At 73.9% G+C, this 18,027-nt stretch carries 1 protein-coding gene (running past one end of the window); it reads left to right on the top strand.

Translation table 11 applies throughout. The annotated features are described in order from the left end of the window. A protein-coding gene (locus Asera_RS32425) for a hypothetical protein (RefSeq protein ID WP_212804788.1) crosses the window boundary here: on the top strand, positions 1 to 18,027 show its 3' portion. 13,869 nt of this gene lie to the left of the window's left edge; 18,027 of the gene's 31,896 nt are visible here — the last part of the coding sequence; the start codon falls outside the window, past its left edge; its stop codon occupies positions 18,025 to 18,027.

The following is an 18,027-nucleotide window of genomic DNA, read 5'->3' as shown; positions in this document are numbered from 1 at the left end:
TCGCGGTTCGACCAGCTGCTGCACGAGGCCGGGGTGCACGGCGACGACATGGCGCGACGGCTGCTGCGGTCCGAGCTGCGCCCGCCGGCACGCGACCTGCTGGACCAGCTCTATCGGGACGCGTCGCCCGAACAGGTGACCGAGCCGGTCCCGGACCCCGCCGGCCAACTGCCGCCGGTACCGGCCGAGGTGCGCGCGGCGCTGCCGGACGCGTTGGCCGCGCTGGAGGGACCGGCCGGGCGCCACCCGCTGGCCCGGGCGTACCTGAGCACCGCCGGCGACCGGGTCATCGGCCTGAGCCACGACGGCCGCCGGGTCGAGGTGCCGATCCCGCACGTGGCCGCCGATCCGGCGGTCACCGGCCCGCACCACGAACGGGTACCGGTGCTGGTCACCGAGGCGCTGGCGCGCCGGTTCGCGACCGAGCTCCGGCTGTCCCGGGGCGACTGGGCCGAGCTGTCCGGCAACCCCGAGGTGGCCAGCCGGTCGGTGCGGTTCGAGGCGCTCGCCCGGCTGCACGAGCAGTCGTACGGGACGCAGCGGGACGCGGTGGAGCGCCGCATCGCCGGCCTGCTGACCGAGCTGGGGCTGCGTGACGACCTGCGGGACGCGGGCCAGCTGCGGGTGGAGTTCGTCAAGCCGCTCGGCGGGTACGAGCGGGCGCTGCTGGAGCACTTCGGCGCGGCGCCGCGCGAGGTCGAGCTGGCGAGCCCGCCGGCCGAGCACCTGCGCCTGGTCGCCGCCGTGGACGCGGTGGTGGCAGACCTCGGCGCCGGCGGTACCGGCCTGGTTCGCCGGGCCGAGCTGGTGGACGGCGCGACCGTGCGAGTCTGGCCGCTGGACGGGGCCCCGATCGAGGTCCGCCTACCGGAACCGCACGAGACGGTGACCGCGGCGGCGGCCGCGCGGCTGACCGACGTGGACGTTCGAGCCGCCCGGGAACGGTACGAGGAGCTCGCGCTCACGACGGTCGGCGAGGCGATCGGCCGGGCGCTCGCCGAGGACGCTTCGGGCCGGCTGGCCGGCTGGCCACCGGAACAGCGGGCGCTGCTGGCAGAGGTGGGTGGCCAGCACGGCCGTGCCGCGGCGCATGCCCGGCTGACCGAGCGCGCCGCCGAGGCACGGCGTTCCGGCGACTACGTGGAGGCGGCGCGGCTCGACGCGGCCAGGCACGATCTCGCCGAGGAGCTGCGGCAGCGGGCGGCGGACACCGGCCTGACCGACCGGACCGGGACCGAGCCGCGGCTGGTGCAGGCCAGGTCGATGCTGCCGGCCGAGCTGCGCCGGATCGTCGACGAGGTCCGGCACGAGGATCTGCGCGACGGCCTCGACAGCCGGTACGAGGAGTCGGTCCGCGACGACGTGGCGACCGCCGCGCGGGCGCTGACCGGCGCCGAGCCCGGGCACCGGGCCCGCTCGGTCGGACTCGACGAGGGCCGGCTCCGGGTGCGTACCGCCGATGGGCGCGACGTCGACGTCGACCCGCGCCGGGTCCTCGACGACATCGCCGCGCAGGGCCGGTCGCCGGAGCGTACGGTAGCGGCGGTCGAACGGCTCGCCGCGGCCGTCGACGACGCGGTACGTCCCGGCGGCGCGGACGCGGCGACGCACCGGCGGGTGACCACGCTGTCCGCGCTGGCCGAGATCGCCGGCCGGGGTGAGCTGCCGGCGGACGTCCGGGACGCGGCCCGGCAGCGGTTCGCCGAGGTGGCTGCGGAAGGCGAGGTCGAGCGCGGGGCGCTGCCGGCGGCCGCCCGGCGGTTGCTGGCCGACGGGGTGGACCGGGGCGCCACGGTCGAGGAGATCAGCCTGGCGGCCGAGGGGCTGACGGCGAACGAGGCCGCGTTCTTCGGCACCGTCCATGAACTGCTGCCGGATCTGGTGGGGCCGGACCGGCACGAGCTTGCCGCCGGTCTGCGGCTGAACGCCGACGGATCGCTGGAGGTCACCCGGCATCGAGGCCGTCCGATCCGGGTCGAGCTGTTCGACCGGGCCAACCGGGAGCTGCCGGCCGACGACGCCGGGCGTCGGGTGGCGGTCGCGAGGGTCGTCGCCGAGGCGGTGGCCGAGGCCAGGCAGCGACCGCCGCGGCGGGTCTCCTGGATCGTCCACCCGGAACGGCGGCACGACCACATCCTGTGGAACGAGCCGTCGAAGGGCTGGCTGCCGCGTACCGTGCAGCGCCTGAAGTTCACCACCCCGCACGACGCGGTGCGGCTGGCCGAACTGCGTGCCCTCGGCCGGCTGCACGAGACCGCCGACGCGGCGACCCGGGACCGTATCGAGGAGGCGGTGCGCGATCGGGCGCTGACCGAGGACACCGACGGCGCGGACCGGCGGCGGGACTGGGTGTCCGACCGGGTCAGCGACGAAACCTGGCGGCTGCTCGCCGAGGTGAACGACGGGCACGACCTGCCGGCGCAGTACGAGGTCGTCCGGATCCTCGGTGAGGGAATCGACGGTCTGCGGATCGAGCCACGGACCGAGCGGGACCCGTCCTCGCCGCACCTCGCGGACGTCCGCGGCCCGCACGACCTGCTGCCCCAGCGCGGAGTGAACAGCCTGTTCAGCGTCCGGCCCGAGCAGCACGGGATGGACCGGTTGCTGGCGGCGATCGACCCCGGCATCGAGGTACGGGTCGAGATCGGGCACGTCGAGTCGGACGCGCTGTTCCACGGCGAGGTGGTGCGGTTCGACAGCGCGGCACCGGACGTGCCGGACGCGCTCGTCGACTCCCGCCAGGTGTCCCCCGGGTACTTCAAGCTGACGGTGCGGGAGGACTGGCCAGGCAACATCTCTCCGGAGCACATCCGGCGGGAGCTCCACCGGCAGCTCGCGGACATGCTCGCCACCGAACGCACCCCGAGCCGGCTCCCGTCGGTTCGCAAGATGCTCGCGACCGAGATCGCCGGGCCGCTGTCCAAGGTGTCCGTGCTGGCCGGTGCGCTGCTGTCCGGCTACCTTCCCCTGGCCCAGGGCACCGGGTCGTTCACCGCCGGCCTGCTGGGCCTGTTCGTCAGCGGCCCGGTGCTGGTGCACTACCTGCGGCACACGATCGACAACGTGCAGACCATGCTGCGCGAGCAGCGCACGAGTTGGAGCGATCAGGATCCCCGGACCCACCTGCAGCGCGACCTGGGCGCCCTGCGCGATGTCGCGGACCCGCGGTTGGCCGCTCGGGGGATGCGGGCCGAGCTGCCGGCCGGGAACGAGGCGGGCCGGCCGGAGCTGACCGGAGCGCGCCCGGACGGCGCGGCCCGCCCGGAGGGCGAGGCGCGCCCGGAGGGCGAGACCAGGCAGGAGGGCGAGACCAGGCCGGACGGCGAGGCGCGTCCGGATGGCGAGGCGCGTCCGGATGGCGAGGCGCGTCCGGAGGGCGAGGCGCGTCCGGAGGGCGAGGCGCGGCCGGAGGGCGAGGCGCGGCCGGAGGGCGAGACGCGGCCGGACGGCGAGGGCAGGCCCGACGATCCCGCGCAGCACCCGGAGCCCGGCACCGATGTGGCACGACGGTCCGACGGCGAGCTGATGACGCCGGAGGAACGTGAACGGCTCGTCGAGGCCGGTCGTACCGCCGCCGTCACGGTGCTCGACGAGCGCCAGGTGGACCACGTGCGCGCGCACACCGACCGGGACGGGACGCTGGTCCTGCGGCGCGACCGGCTCAAGCCGGCCGAGTCGCGCTCGTCCGATGGCTGGGCGGACCCGAGCACCGCCCGACCGCACGAGCCCGCGCGGCCGGAGGGTGGCCCCCGCCCGGACGGTGAGGCACGTCCGGACGGTGAGGCGCGTCCGGACGGTGAGGCGCGTCCGGACGGCGAGGCTCGCCCGGACGGGTGGCGGCATCGGCTGGCCACCCAGGTGTCACCACGGGTGAAGGTACGGTTCGAGCCCGCCGGTCCGAGCGATCCGGCGACCCGGCGGGTCGGTACCAACGAACACATCGTCTACGTGCCGCGCGAGCTGCCGGCCGGCAAGACGATGGAAGACGTCATGCGCGACCGGCTGGCCGAGGTCATGTCGTCCGAACGGCAGCTCGTGCAGAAGTTCCAGAGCCTGCGCACGAAGCTCACCGTGAACTCGTTGTGGGGCGGGTTCACCGGTGGAGTGCTGGCCGGTCTGCTGGTCCACGCGAACGCGCCGCAGCTCGGCTTCAGCCTGCTCGCGGCCGAATTCGCCGGCCGGTGGGTCGGTACCACGGTCAAGCACTTCTCGGAGCGGATGTTCGAGGCGGCGGACATGTCCGCCGGGGCGCGCGAGGGCGAGCTGAGTCGTTCGGTGCTCCCCGAGGAGACGTCGAACGGCGCCACCGAGCTGCGCGAGTACATCGAGAAGCTGGCCTGGAAGGCGGGCCTGGACGAGGACGCCATCCGGGTGCACACCGGTGCCGCGAGCGAGGCGTCGCTGCGTGGCCGCCCCGGCGCGGACGTCGTGCAGGAGGCGAGCGACGCCTTCCGCAGCCATCGGGAGGATCTGCCGGCCGGGGTGAAGCTCTCCGGTCCACAGGTGCACCCGGAACATCGCGACATCGTCCGGTACACGCTGTCCACCACGCGGCTGCGTCACCGCATCCCGTTGGTGCGCGGGTTCGTCCGGTCCGATCGGCACATCGACGTCTACATCGTCCCCGAGGACTACCCGGGTACCGCCGCCGCGCGGGTGCTGGGCATGAACGACGACTCGATGGTGGTCGGTGCGTCGCAGCAGGCGACCCGTACCGAGATCGAGCAGAGCTTCCGGGAGGCACGCGACATCGCCGCCCGCGCGCTGGCCCACAACAACCCACGCGAGCTGCGGGACTACATCTCGCGCAACCTGATCGGCCGGGTGACCGGAGCCGGCACCAAGTGGGCCGCCTCGGCGCTGGAGGGCTTCACCCAGAACTCCAACATCGCGGTACGGGTGGCAGTGGCGGACGCGTTCCCGGGAGTGCTGGCCGAGTACCACGCGAACCTGCACCGGCACTGGAACGACTTCTCCCGCGGGCCGGAGTCGAGCCCGGTCACCGACGCCGAGCAGCTCAAGAAGCTGAACACGCCGATCGGGCTGTCGATGTCCCGGCAGTGGGCGATGGACCGGCTGATGTCCAAGCACGACGCGGCGCGCGAGCTGCTGCGCCCGCTGCTGGACCACCCGGAGGTCGGGGATGAGGCCCGCCGGCTGTGGACGGAGCTCGAGGTGCCGACCTCGGCCGACACGATCCCGGAGGTTCATCGGTCGCTGCTGGACCGCAACGCGACGTTGCCCGACGACCCGACCACGACCGTGCACGACCGGCTGGGTATCCGGCTGATCAAGCAGACCGGGACGCACATGTTCCGGATCGAGGCGCGGCCGAAAGCGGTGTCGATCCTGCCGCGGCAGGAATTCACCATGGAGACCGTCCCGACCCGGTTCGATCACGATCCGGCGGCCGGAGATCCGGCCGACCGGCCGGCCGTGGACATGCGGGTCTCGGACGGCAAGCTGGTGGCGTTCGTCGACGTGACACGGGATCCGGCCGAGATCACCCAGGCGATCTGGTCCGGCGTCACCGCCCACCTGGCGACGGTCTACGGGATGTCGGAGCATGTCGCCGGCACCACCGACTACCTGCGCCAGCAGCTGATCAACTCGCTGCCCACGATCGTCGGCCAGGGCGTCGGCGCGCTCTACAACGGCCTGCACGCGGTCGAGGTGCCCAAGAAGCTGGCGGACGGCTCCACGATCAAGGTCCTGCAGGCCCCCGGGTTCGATGCGAAGTCGATCAGCAACTACTCGCTGTGGGTCGTGGGCGGGCCGCTGCAGGGCGTCGCCGATGCCTACGGCGGGCACTACCACGACTTCGGCGCCGAGCTGAAGAAGGGCCGAGCCAAGGCGTACGTGTCCTGGTTGACGGGTGCGGCGTCCCGCGACCTCGTCGGGAACATGGCGCAGAGCACCACCTCGCTGTACGAGTGGGACGGCCGCATCGACCGGGTGGTGTCCGAGGTGCTGGGGCTGCGCGACAACCTCGGCCTCGGTGCCGGTGACTGGGCGACGCCCGGCCGGCCGACCGAGCCGATCCGGCTGACCTGGAGCGGTGATGCCGAGTCGCACCAGCCCGAGCCGGCCAGTACCGCCGCGCCGGAGGTCGGCCACGGCAGCGCCCGTGACCCGGATGTGCCGCGTGACCCGGCCCTGCCGGCATTGGACGAGTCCGCCCTGCCGGAGAGCTTCGCGCCGACGGGGATCACCGCGCTGGACCGCGGGGTGGCGCTGCTGACCGGCGGCGGGATCGGGGGCGACCAGGTCGGCGGCATCCCGGGCGCGATCGAGCACGCCACCGGCGGGCGCTACGAGACGGTGCCGCACCCGGCGCAGTCGGACATGTTCGGCGACGCGGTCCGTCGGCTCGGCCACGGTGCGACCGCGATCGTGGTGACCGAACATCCCGACGGAGGTACGGCGCACTGGGTCGTGGGCAACCACAACGGCACGATGCAGGCCGTGCAGGTCCGGCCGCCGGAGTCGCCCCGGCTGGACGTGGCGCCGGATGCCGCCACCGGTTCCACCGGGATCGGCGAGGTACGCAACGGGGCCGAGATCGGGCCGGACGGCCGGCTGGTCCGGGACCCGTTGCGGTCGCTGCTGGCCGACTACGAGGCGGCGCACGGCCCGGCCACCCGGGTCCGCTCGGTGTTCGTCGATCCGGCCGGGCACAGCACCGATCCGCTGTCGGGTACGGCCGCGCGGCCGGAGCCGACCGCCCCGGCGCCCGCCGGCCCACCCGGGTCCGGCCCGCACGGAGCGGACCCGCACGGAGCCGGCCCGCAGGGAGCCGGCCCGCAGGGAGCCGGCCCGCAGGGGGCCGGCCCGCACGGAGCCGGCCCGCAGGGAGCCGGCCCGCACGGGGCCGACCCGCAGGGAGCCGGCCCGCACGGAGCCGATCCGCGTACTGGGGACGATCCGGTCGGTGCGTTGCATCTGGGGGACGAGTCCGGCATCCCGCTGGGTGTCCGCCGAGCCGATCTGGACGGTCAGTGGGCCGACCTGCGGGCGCTCACCGGTCGCCCCCGCACCGACACGCTGGGCAGCGCGTACGGCGACATCCGGGAGCAGGACGGCTACCTGCTGCTGAACCGGGATCGGGTCGACGCGCACGGCGTGGTGCACCGGGAGGACCCGGTCCAGGTGCTTCCGGTGTTTGCGGACCTGCCCGGCGACCTGCGCGCCACGACGATCCCGTCGGCGCTGCGGCACCTCGGCGAGCCGGTGGACGTGATCGTGCTGTCCAACCGGCTGGACCGGCTCGGCATCGGCGAGGCGTTCCACCAGCAGGCGGGAGCGCTGCTCGCGAGCCGGGACGCGGGCCTGTTCGACCGGCTCGGCCGGCGGTCGGCCGGCGGTACCCGGCCGGACGTGCTCGCGGTGGGATCCGACGGGCACGGCCGGCTGTCCGACACCGACGCCGGCAACCTGCAGCGCCGCTGGTACCTGACGGAGCGGGCCGGTGCGGTCGACGACCCGTTCCGGCACGAGGCGGCGAACCGGCTCCGCGATCTGGACGCCAAGCTGGGCCTGCATGCCGAGGACACCAGGTCTGCGGAGCGCTGGCATGCGGTCGAGCGCCACTTCCGGTCCCGGCCGCATCGGGCGGCGCCGGACGAGCTGAACCCGACCGGTCCGGACCACCGGCGCACCGGCGACGACGGCCGCATCAACGACCCGGAGCTGCCCGGTACCCCGCTGGTGGCCGACCCGCGCAACCCGGTGCTGACCGACGCGGACGTTCTGGCCTCCGACAGCCAGCTGCACCCCAGCGACCTGCGCGGGCTGGCGGACGAATTCGGCCGGGACCAGGACGGCGCGTGGTTCGAGCCCACCGCGGTCGATCCGGCGCAGCACCTGGACCGGCAGTACTTCGACTACCAGATCGGTGCGGTGGACGGGCCGAACCTGTCCGAGCTGCACCTGCACGCCGGCACCGCGCAGGACCCGCACGTCGTGATGATCGACCCGCACGTACGGGCGGACGTGCTCGGCTCGATCCGGATCCACGAGTTCTCGCACGCGGTCGACGAGCTGCGCGCCCGGGCGCGCGCCGAGGAACAGGGCGTCGGCCGGGCCGAGTTGGTGGCGGCGCGCCGCCGCGACCACGCCGTGGACCAGGAGTGCCTGGTCGCCCGCAGCCGCGAGTGGAACCACGCGGCGCGTCGCTGGGCGGAGGCACGGGACGCCGAGCAGCGCGACGACTGGGAGCGCACGCTGCGCGGGATGGCCGAGGCGCTGCGGCGCGGTGGGATCGAGCCACCGGAGTTCCCCTGGCGCGGTGGCCGGTTCTTCGCCGCGGACGTACGGCCGGAGCCGCTGCGGCACCGCACCGACATCGTCGTGTCGACCGACTCGACCCGGACCGCGGACGGGGTACCGCTGGACGCGGCGCGGATCGCCGACGCGTCCGCTGCCTACCGGCCCGACCTGCACGGCGCCCGGTCGCCGTTCGGCGCGGTCGACGCCCGCGACGGGGTGGCGGTGTTCGTACCGCGGGACGGGCAGGCTGAGCCGATCCGGCTTCGTCCGGTCGCCGCCCGGCTGCCGGAGGGCGTCGACGCCCTCCTGGCCCGCGACCCGGTCCCCGGCCCCGGCGGCGACACCTACCACGTGTTCGTGGCCGAGGGCGTGCACGAGCTCGTCGCCGGTACCGCGCTGCACCGGTTCGCGGCCGACCTGGCCGACGCCGGAACGGGGGTCCGGGACCGGATCCACGAGTCGTTCCGGCTGCCGGAGCGGCAGGCGCTGACCGCCGACGCGGTGCACGCGACCGACCCGCGCCGGGTGCACCTCGGTGCGGCGGACCATCGCGACGTGCTGCAGCCGTTGCGGTACCTGGCCGACCGGGTGGTCCACGGCGGCGAGACCGCGCCGGCGGCCCGCGCGGAGCTGCGCGCGGTGCTGGAGCGGGCCGGGCTGATGGAGTGGCAGCCGGGCGGCGACGCCAAGTGGCAGCGGGTGGCCGAACACCTGCGGGGCGACGTGCTGGACGCGGTCCGGGTGGAACGCGGCCTCGACGCGGCGCCGCCGGCCGATCGGTTGCGCGGCACGATCTACACGCGCGTCGCCGGGTTCACCGCCGAGCACGTGACGGTGACCCCGCGCGCCGAGCACGTGTACGAGCTGGCCTTCGACAAGGCGTTCCAGCGCACCGAGGGGCCGCGCCATCCGTGGGTGGTCGAGTTCGGCGCCGACGAGCGGGCCCGGATCCCGATGGAGGGCGGCCAGCCCCGGCCGTTCGAACCGGGCGACCGGGTCGCCGAAGGCGTCGTGGTCAAGCACGCCGACGGCGTGCTGCTGCTCGCCCGCGCCGACCGCACCTACCGGGTGCTGTTCGACCCGGCCGCGGCCGACCACGAGGCGGTGACCCGGGCGGTCGACGACATGCTGCGCGAGACGCGCACGCTGGAGCGCGACCACCCCGGCGGCTACGTCTCCTGGCGCACCAACACCAAGCGAGCGGTGTTCGGCGCGGTGCTGAAGCTGGGCCTGTTCGAGGGCGCCATGGCGGGCGCCGGGCACCCGCTCAGCGGGTACTCGGCCAGCATGATCGAGGGCGCCACGGTGAACACCGGTGCGTACGGCGTGCGCCAGCACACCCGGCTGGTGCGCCAGGTCGAGGCCAAGCGGGCCGGCGAGGCGTGGGACATCGAGCGGCGCGCGTACGTCCGGGTCGACGAGCTGACCACCCGGACCGCCGAGGTTCAGCAGCGGGCGCGGGGGCTGACCGAGGCGGCGGCCGGCGAGAGATGGGCCGAGCTGGACCGCAAGGCCGCCGAGAAAGCAGCGGAGGCGGCCGGCGAGGAGCCGGGTCGACACGAGGCAGCATCGACCGAGGGCGAGTCCGGGAAGCCGGGCGAGGGCGAGTCGGCCAAGTCCGCCGAGGGTGAGTCCACGAGGCCGGCGGAGGGTGAGTCGGGGACGCCCGCCGAGGGTGGGTCCGGCGAGATCGGGCTCGAGCGCCGCAGCGAGATCCGGAAGGTGGTCACCGACGCCGTCGACGCCCTGGCCAAGCACCATCGCGAGGCGCAGGAGGAGTCGTCGAGCGAGGAGCGTGCCGAGGAGCCGACGTTCGACGGCTTCGACCGGCTCGACCTGCACCCGAAGGACGTGAAGGTCGGCGGCATCCGGTACGGCGAGTTCCGGTACCGGATGGAGGGGCCGCTGGGTGACGAGCGGCCGACGTGGAGCGAGCGCTGGCACGGGGCGCTGCGGCTCGCGCCCTCGATGCTGCGGGCCGACGTCCACGTCCGGGTCGCCGAGCTCACCGGATCCGACCGCACCCTGGAGGTACAGCCGATCTCCGGCCGCGGCGGCCACTACCGGATGACGGTGTCGCCGAAGTTCCACGAACTCGGCGAGCGGGAGCGGCAGGAGGAGCTGGGGAAGGCGTTCGCGGCGGTGGCCGACGCCGAGCGAGGTTCCCGGGTCCGGGAGCTGAGCAGCCTGGGCGACTGGCTGCGCGGGATGGTCCGCCAGCCGCTGCGGCAGGGCCAGCGGGTCGGCACCACCGGCGCGGTCGAGGACGTGATCATTTCGTCCAGCGGTGCCACCGGAGCCCGCCGGACGTCGATGGTCGAGCACGCGCACTTCCGCGAGGCGGCCTCGCTCGAACGGTTCCTGTACAGCTGGACCGACAGCGCCTACCAGGTGCTGCTGAACCGCAGCTCCGAGAAGGCCGCGCTGCGGGCCAGCCAGGAGCACTTCGAGGACCAGTACGAGTTCGAGAACAAGCTCGACAAGAACGTGCAGAAGTCCTCGGCGGCGGCGGTCGACCGGGCGTTCAGTGCGCTCGCGGACGCGGCGCACGAGCAGCGGCGCCGGCTGTCCGAGGACCTCGGGGACGCCAGCCTGTCGTCCGAGCGGGTCGAGTTCGACGCGTTCGTCGATGCTCGGCCGGGCGACGAGAGCATCGGCGGCTACCGGGGCCTGGAGGAGACGCTCCGCAGCCAGGAGGCGTTCGGCGAGGACGCGGTCAAGCGCACGACGTTCAAGGTCCCGGTGCGCGAGGAGAAGCCGGACGAGGCCCGCCCGGACGAGGCCCGCCCGGACGAGGGCACGCTCCTGCCGGACGAGCACGCCGCCGAGTCGGAGACCGGGACCCGGCCCGATGTCGAGGCCCGGCCCGATGCCGAGACCCGGCCCGATGTCGAGGCTCGCTCGGCTGTCGAAGGCGGCGAGGAGACACGACCGAACGGCGAGGGGCGCCCGGACGGCGAGGGGAGCCGGCCGGATGCCGAGGGGCGTCCGGCCGGCGACGAGGGAGACCGGCCGGACGCCGCGTCCGCTGACGGATCGACAGGTGCCAAGACCAAGGAGGTCAGCGGCTTCCGGATCAAGACCGAGCGCGGCTCGGTGCGCATCTACCTGGAGCACGGCAGGGACGGGGAGACCGAACCGCGGTGGGCCCGGGTCGGGCACGGCAAGGTGCGCATCACCGTGCCGACCCATCCGGGGCCGGACGGCACCCGCACCATCGATCCGGAGGAGGCGGGCCGGATCGCCGTCCGAGTGGCGGAGAAGGCCATCAACTGGCAGCTGACCGGCCGCCCGCGGCTGTGGGTCCGGTTCGCCCAGCGGATGTCCGGATACGGCGCGTACACCGTGGTCGGTGGCGCCGTCGCGGCGCTGACCGGCCACATCGACAGTGCCTGGCTGACGCTCGCCGGGCTGGCGGTGCAGGCACCGGTGGCGGTCGGCGACTGGGCGCTCGCCCGGGTCCGGCAGGCGCAGCGGGTGGAGAACCAGTACGGCGGCGACGATCCGAGCCACGTGACCGCGGAACTGCTGCGCGAGCACCAGATTCAGGCCCGCACCGAGCTGGAACGGTTCACCGAGACGGTGCTGGACTCGTACCGCGCGGTCGCGGCGCACGAGAACGCCGAGGAGGCCGACCGGGACCGGCTGACCGCGGTCCAGACCCGGCTGGGCGAGATGCTCGGTGACGAGCACTCCACCCTCGGCCGGCGGCTGGTCTCCGACATCACCGAGCGGGGCCTGCCCGGCCCGACGCGGGCCGAGCGGCTCGGCGGGTCCACGTTCCGGGTGAAGTTCCCGGAGGACGGCGACCCGCTCCGGCGCGGGCCGGTATCCCGGTTCGATTCGTTGCACGCGCGCGTCACGGTGGTGCCGGCGGCGACGCTGGACGGCGCGGCCGCCCGCGCCGCGCGGTACTTCTACGACGAGACGCACCTGCACGTGCAGGTCACCGACGACCCGTCGGTGCCGTACGAGACGAAGCTGCGGGCCGCCCAGGACGTGCTCCGCGAGTTCGCCTACGACCAGCGGCACCGTCCGGACCCCGCCTCGTTCCGCGAGCACCTGAAGGACGCGGTACTGCCGTCCGCGGTGGGGGTGACCGCGCAGGTGATCACCGCCGCGACGCACGGCGCGCTGACCACGCGGCTGCTGCACGGCACCCTCGGGCAGGTGGCGATGTGGCCGGTCCGGGCGTACGGGGCCGACTTCGCCACCCGGGAGGCGATCACCGACGCGATCGCGTTCGGCCAGCTCGGCGGCCGGCTCATGGGTCGCCCGTCGGCCGAGCACATCTTCGCGTCCGCCCGGATCGCGGACAGCTTCCTGGACCACTACGAGCGGCTGTCGGAGTTGCCGGCCGAGATCGAACAGCGCTGGTCGGAGCTGGAGGCGCGGTCCGGCCGGGTCGGCGACGCGCGTGACCCCATCCCGCTGGACCGGCCCGGGGACGGCGACGGCCGGCAGGAGCCCGGCTCGGCCTCGCCGGACGGGACGGTCCGGCAGCGGCCGCGGCTGACGTTCCGCACGTCCCGGCACGACGACGCGTGGTTCGACACGTACCTGGACCGGACCCGCCCGGCGGGCGCGTTCGATTCGGCGCTACCCGAGCCGGTCCGGGTGCACGACCCGGAGCTGCCCGGTACCGCGCTGCTGAAGCATCCGGACAACCCCCGGCTCACCGGCGCCGACCTGGCGCGTCCGGACACCCGACCGACCGCGACCGACCTCGCCGAGCTGGTCCGCGACGACGGTACGGCCGCTCGGTGGGAGGGCAACCGCGCCTGGTTCGACCCGGCCGATCCCCGACTGGACCGGCAGCACGTCGAGTACCGGACGGGCACCGTCGAGGGGCCGAACCTGGCGGAGCTCGACGTGCGGGCCGGCACGGCGAACGACCCGCACCTGGTGACGATCGACGAGCACACCCCGCTCGACGTGGTGGCCTCGGTCCGCATCCACGAGCTGTCGCACGCGATCGACGAGCAGACCGCGCATGCCCGGGACGAGACGCAGGGGGTGGGGCGCGACATCCTGTCCGGCGCCGGTCGCACCGAGGAGCCGCTGTCCGGCGAGTGCCTCGCCGCGCGGGCCCGCGAGTGGCCGCACTTCGCCCGGAAGTGGGCGGCGGCGGAGGGAGCCCCGCGGGAGCGGTGGGCGACGACGCTGCGCGGGATCGCGACCGCGCTGCGGCGCGCCGGGATCGAGCCGCCGGACTTCCCCTGGGCCACGCACGATGCGCAGCCCTCGGATGGTGGGCTGCGGTTCCACGGTACGGACGGCACCTACGAGCTGCGGTTCGGAGTCGACCGTGGGCCCGCCGAGCCGGACCCGGTGGCCGCGGCCGACGCCGCGCGTCCGGTCGACGTGGCCGATCGGATCACCGACCTGACCGATCTGGACGCGTCCGCCCGCGTCGCCGCACACGACCCGGCGGCGAGCGAGTCCGAGCTCGCCGACCTGCAGCAGTCCGTACGCAGCCGGTGGGAGCAGCTCGCCGAACCGGACCGGCAGGCGGTCGTCGAGCGGGTACCGGAGCTGGTCGGCAACCTGGACGGCATCCCGCTCGCGGACCGTACGGCGGCCAACGAGGTGGCGATCGACCGACTGCACCGGCATGCCTCGCAGGCCCGCGACGACCTTCGCCGGCACCTGTGGCAGCACGGGTACCGCCGGTCCGAGCAGTTGCTGGAACACCCCCGGTACCAGGCTGTCGACCGGCTGGTGCGCACCCTGGACGAGTTCCGCACGCCCGAGCACCGGCTGGTGCGCGACGCGAACGGTGTCACCCGGGTGGTCGAGCAGCGGCCACGGTTCGCCGCGTTCGAGGGCACCGTCGACGGGATCGACCGCGCCGTCCGCATCCACGGCGACCTGCGCGCCGCGGACGCGGTCGGCGTCGTGGCCGGCTCGATCGACCACCAGGCCGAGACCGACCGGTGGGCGGAGAACCTGCGCGACGCCGCCGACCGGCCCGGCACGGCGATCGTCGCGGTGTCGGCCGGACACGGCGGCGACCCGTCCGGCACGCCGACCCGGGAGACGGTCGCCGAGCTGCGGTCGTTGCTGCTCGCCCTGCGCGGGGAGAGCGGCGGCGCCGAGACGACCCTGTTCGTACCGGCCGGCGAGCACGCCGCACCGCGGCACCTCGACGAGTCGGGCGCCGACCGGGTGGTGCTGCTCGGCGGCGACGGCGCGGACCAGCACGCGTCGATCCGCGGTGCGCTGGACGAGGGCACGGTGGCGCTGCGGCAGGCGGCCGATGCGCTGGCCGGTTCCGACGGCGGCCGGCGGATGCCGGCCGAAGCCGTCGCCGGCGAGCACGTCGAGGCGGATGCGGCGGAACCGGAATCGGGTCCGGTGCCCGTCGAGCGGGAGCGTCTGGTGGCCGAGCACGAGCGCGGCGCCGGACCGACCGAGCTCGCCCGGTTCGCGCACGAGCAGGGCGTCGAGCATCAGCGGTTGGCCAAGCTGTACGCGCAGCCGGAGCTCCACGCGCGGCTGGCGGAGCGGTACGAGCGGCTGACCGACGCCGCCCTGGACGGCCCGGCGGGTGCGGCCGACGCGCGGCGGCTGCACGAGCAGATCGTCGGCCTCGAGTCCCGGTTGCACGACGGCCCGGCCGAGCCGGGTCCACGGTGGCGGGCGGCCGGCAGCGACCCGGTCGGCTACCACGGCACGCACGACCCGCGGCATGCGATGAGCATCGACCATGCCCGCGCGGAGCAGGTCCGTCGGGTGGCTCGGCAGGAGGCGGAGGAGCTGCTGCCGGCGGCGCAGCAGGAGCTGGACGCGGCGCGAGAGCGGCACGCCGAGGCGGTGCGCAGCCTGGACATCTGGCGAGACACCGGCCGGGGCCGGCCGAGCAACGACGAGCTCGCCGCGGTGGATCAGGCGCTCGCGCACGAGGCCGACGAGCGGTTGCGGGACGTGGCGGCCGCCCGGGAGCGGGTGCAGGTGCTCACCGACTGGACCCGGCCGTGGCCGGTGCGCACCACGACCGACCTGCGGTACACGCCCCGGGCGTACGCGGAGATGAACCGGCGGGACGAGGAGAGTGTCGAACCGTTCCGCAACGGCGTCACCGACCTGACGAAACGGGGTCTCGACCAGCAGACGATGGCGCCGACCCGGGCCCGGCAGGAGCGGTTGGAGGCGCAGCTGCCCCGCGAGCCGGGGGGTGAGTTCGCGCGCAGCGACCCGCGTAGCTGGTTCCGGCACGTGTCGGACGGCCGGTCCAACTGCGTCGAGGTGCTGCGGGCCGCGGTTCAGACGCTGCGGGGGCACCCCACGGTCGCACCGGAGGACACCGTCGCCCTGGCCCGGGGCACGCTGGATGCGAGCATCCCGGCCGCGCGGTACGCGACGGCGGTGGAGACGCTCAGCGCGCACGCCAGCGAACCGGGCCGCGACCAGCGGTACGAGCTGGGTGGGATTCGCAGCCGGGTCGCGACTGCCGAGCGCACCCAGGCGCTGATGGACCCGTACCGGCGGCTCGGCGTGACCGGCGACCGGATCGCCGACGCGGCGCGCGGTTTCGATCGGATCGAGCAGACCCTGCATCAGGCCGCGGCGGAGACCGGCACGTCGTACGCGACGGTCGGGTACGTGCGGGTGGACGGTCGCGGCCACGTACTCCTCGCGTACCACGACGGCACGCGCACCACCTACTACGACGCCGACACGCCGTTCGGCCGGTCGCGGCCGGTCGAGGTGGACGAGGGTGCCATCGACCGCCTCGACGCCCAGGTGTTCGACGCGAACGACCGGGTGCGGTTGATCGAGGACGCCCCGCCGAGCCAGCTGGACCACTACCAGCAGCGGTTCGGCGCCGAGGACGCGCCGGCCAGCCACGTCGACCCGTCGCCGGAGCTGCTGGCCCAGGAACGGCCCGGGCCGCTGCGCGACGCCTGGGCGACCCGGCTCGCCGAGCGGGCGGAGCACGGCTTCGCGACCCACCGCCTCACCGAGCGGGCGTTCACCGACCGGGCGCAGGACCCGCGGCTGACCGAGGCGGAGCGGGCCGACCTCGTCGACCGGGCCGAACACGAGCGCCAGATCGCCGAGTACCACCGGCACCGCGCCGAGTCGTACCGCGACCTGGTCGAAGCGCCCGGCCAACCGGTGCTGCGCGCCCCCAGCCGCCCGATCGAGTACCACGGCGCCCGGCACCTCGAAGCCGACCTGGTCGATCCGTGGGGCGGCGATCCGGCGGTGGACGTGGCGCCCCCACCGCGGCACATCATGGCGGATCTGCACGAAGCGCTGGATGCGGTGCGTGCTCTTCGCGACTCGATGGATCAGACTGAGATCGCCGATCCGACGGTCGCGATCGCCGATGAGGCGTTCCGGCGGGTGGTCCGGCGGGCGGTGCTGCTCGCCGAGATGACCGGCGTGCGGCCGAACGATCTGCCGGAGGTCCGCAACCGAATAGATTCGCGAATCGAAGAGGATCCCGAACAGGCGCTGATAGCGATGCGTGGTGGCCTCGCTAATAGCTCGGCCGACCACTTGGTCTTCATGGCACGGGACGATCCTGCCTTCCCACAGAATCTCAATGAGCGGGCGCCGGGTACGCTCGCCGTCACCATGCATGGCAGCATGCACGGTCTCCTCCTGATCGGGCATTCGTTCCTACGCCCGGAGTTGTTCGCGCATGGCCTGGCGGTGCTCGCCGCCGAGGGCGCGGTGCGGTGGAGCCAGGGCAAGGAGATCTCCATGAGCGCCTGCAATGCCGGGCACCTGGGCGCCGGTTTGGCGGCGTGGCGGGTATCTCGGGTGCTGGACACGTTGGTTGTCGGATCCGAGGACATTACCTACCGATCCCTATCACACACAGTCTCGCGAAAGGATCTTTTCGACGTATTTATGCACCCGAGCCGTGCGTATTCGGGGTTCCGTGCGTTCGAGCCGGATCGGCCGAATGGTCGGCTGCAGGAAATCGAGGTCCCAGCCGAGTTCGATCCGCTGCGGGATGAGAACGGTGAGCTGCCGGAGTCGTTGCGAGGTATCCGATCGGTGAATCCCGGCTTCATGCCGTGGTCGCTCGTACCGGCATTGAAGCCAGCGGAATTTGTCGGAAGGTTCGAGACGCGCGACGATCTCGACGGCATCGTCGAGCATCACACGATCTCGGTCGACGAGGATGGGCACTGGCAGCGCGATGCTGTCGAGTTGGGCGGCCTGCGGCAGGCGTTGGGGCTGGACGGTCGCCCGGTGACTGTGGTCGTGGACAACCATGGCGGCGCCCGCGCGCCGGTTCTCTCCGCGCGGTACGGCGTGGACTGGTTGCCGCGAGAATCGGCGGTGACCCCGAGAGCACCGGAGTGGAATGGCGGATCCCGGACACCATCGGCGAGGGCGATGGGGCATCTGATCTCTCGTTCGTTCGGGATCATCGGGCCGAGATCGAGACGATCTGGCATCGGTCGCTGCGCCATCTCGGCCCGGTTCTGGACCGGACCGGCACGGCCTTCGACTGGCTCGCGCGCGCCCGAGCAGAAGAACACCTGTCGCAGCGTGCTCCGGACCTGGTTGGCGCGGCCGAGAGCAAGTTCCGTGGTCGCGGCGGACTCGACGAGTTCCAGATGCGTGTCCGGATCGCTGACACCTCCCACGAGATTCAGCTGGGCCAGCTTCGAAAGCTGGTATGGGCTGGGCGGTCGGCAGTGTCGTCGTTGCACGAACTGCATCAGGCGGTCGCCCAGGCGGGCGGCGAAGTCGATGTACACACCGAGCTGGCGCGGGAGTACGGCAGGATGA

The organism is Actinocatenispora sera, from assembly GCF_018324685.1.
Lineage (GTDB): Bacteria > Actinomycetota > Actinomycetes > Mycobacteriales > Micromonosporaceae > Actinocatenispora > Actinocatenispora sera.
This window is presented reverse-complemented; position numbering and strand designations above follow the sequence as displayed.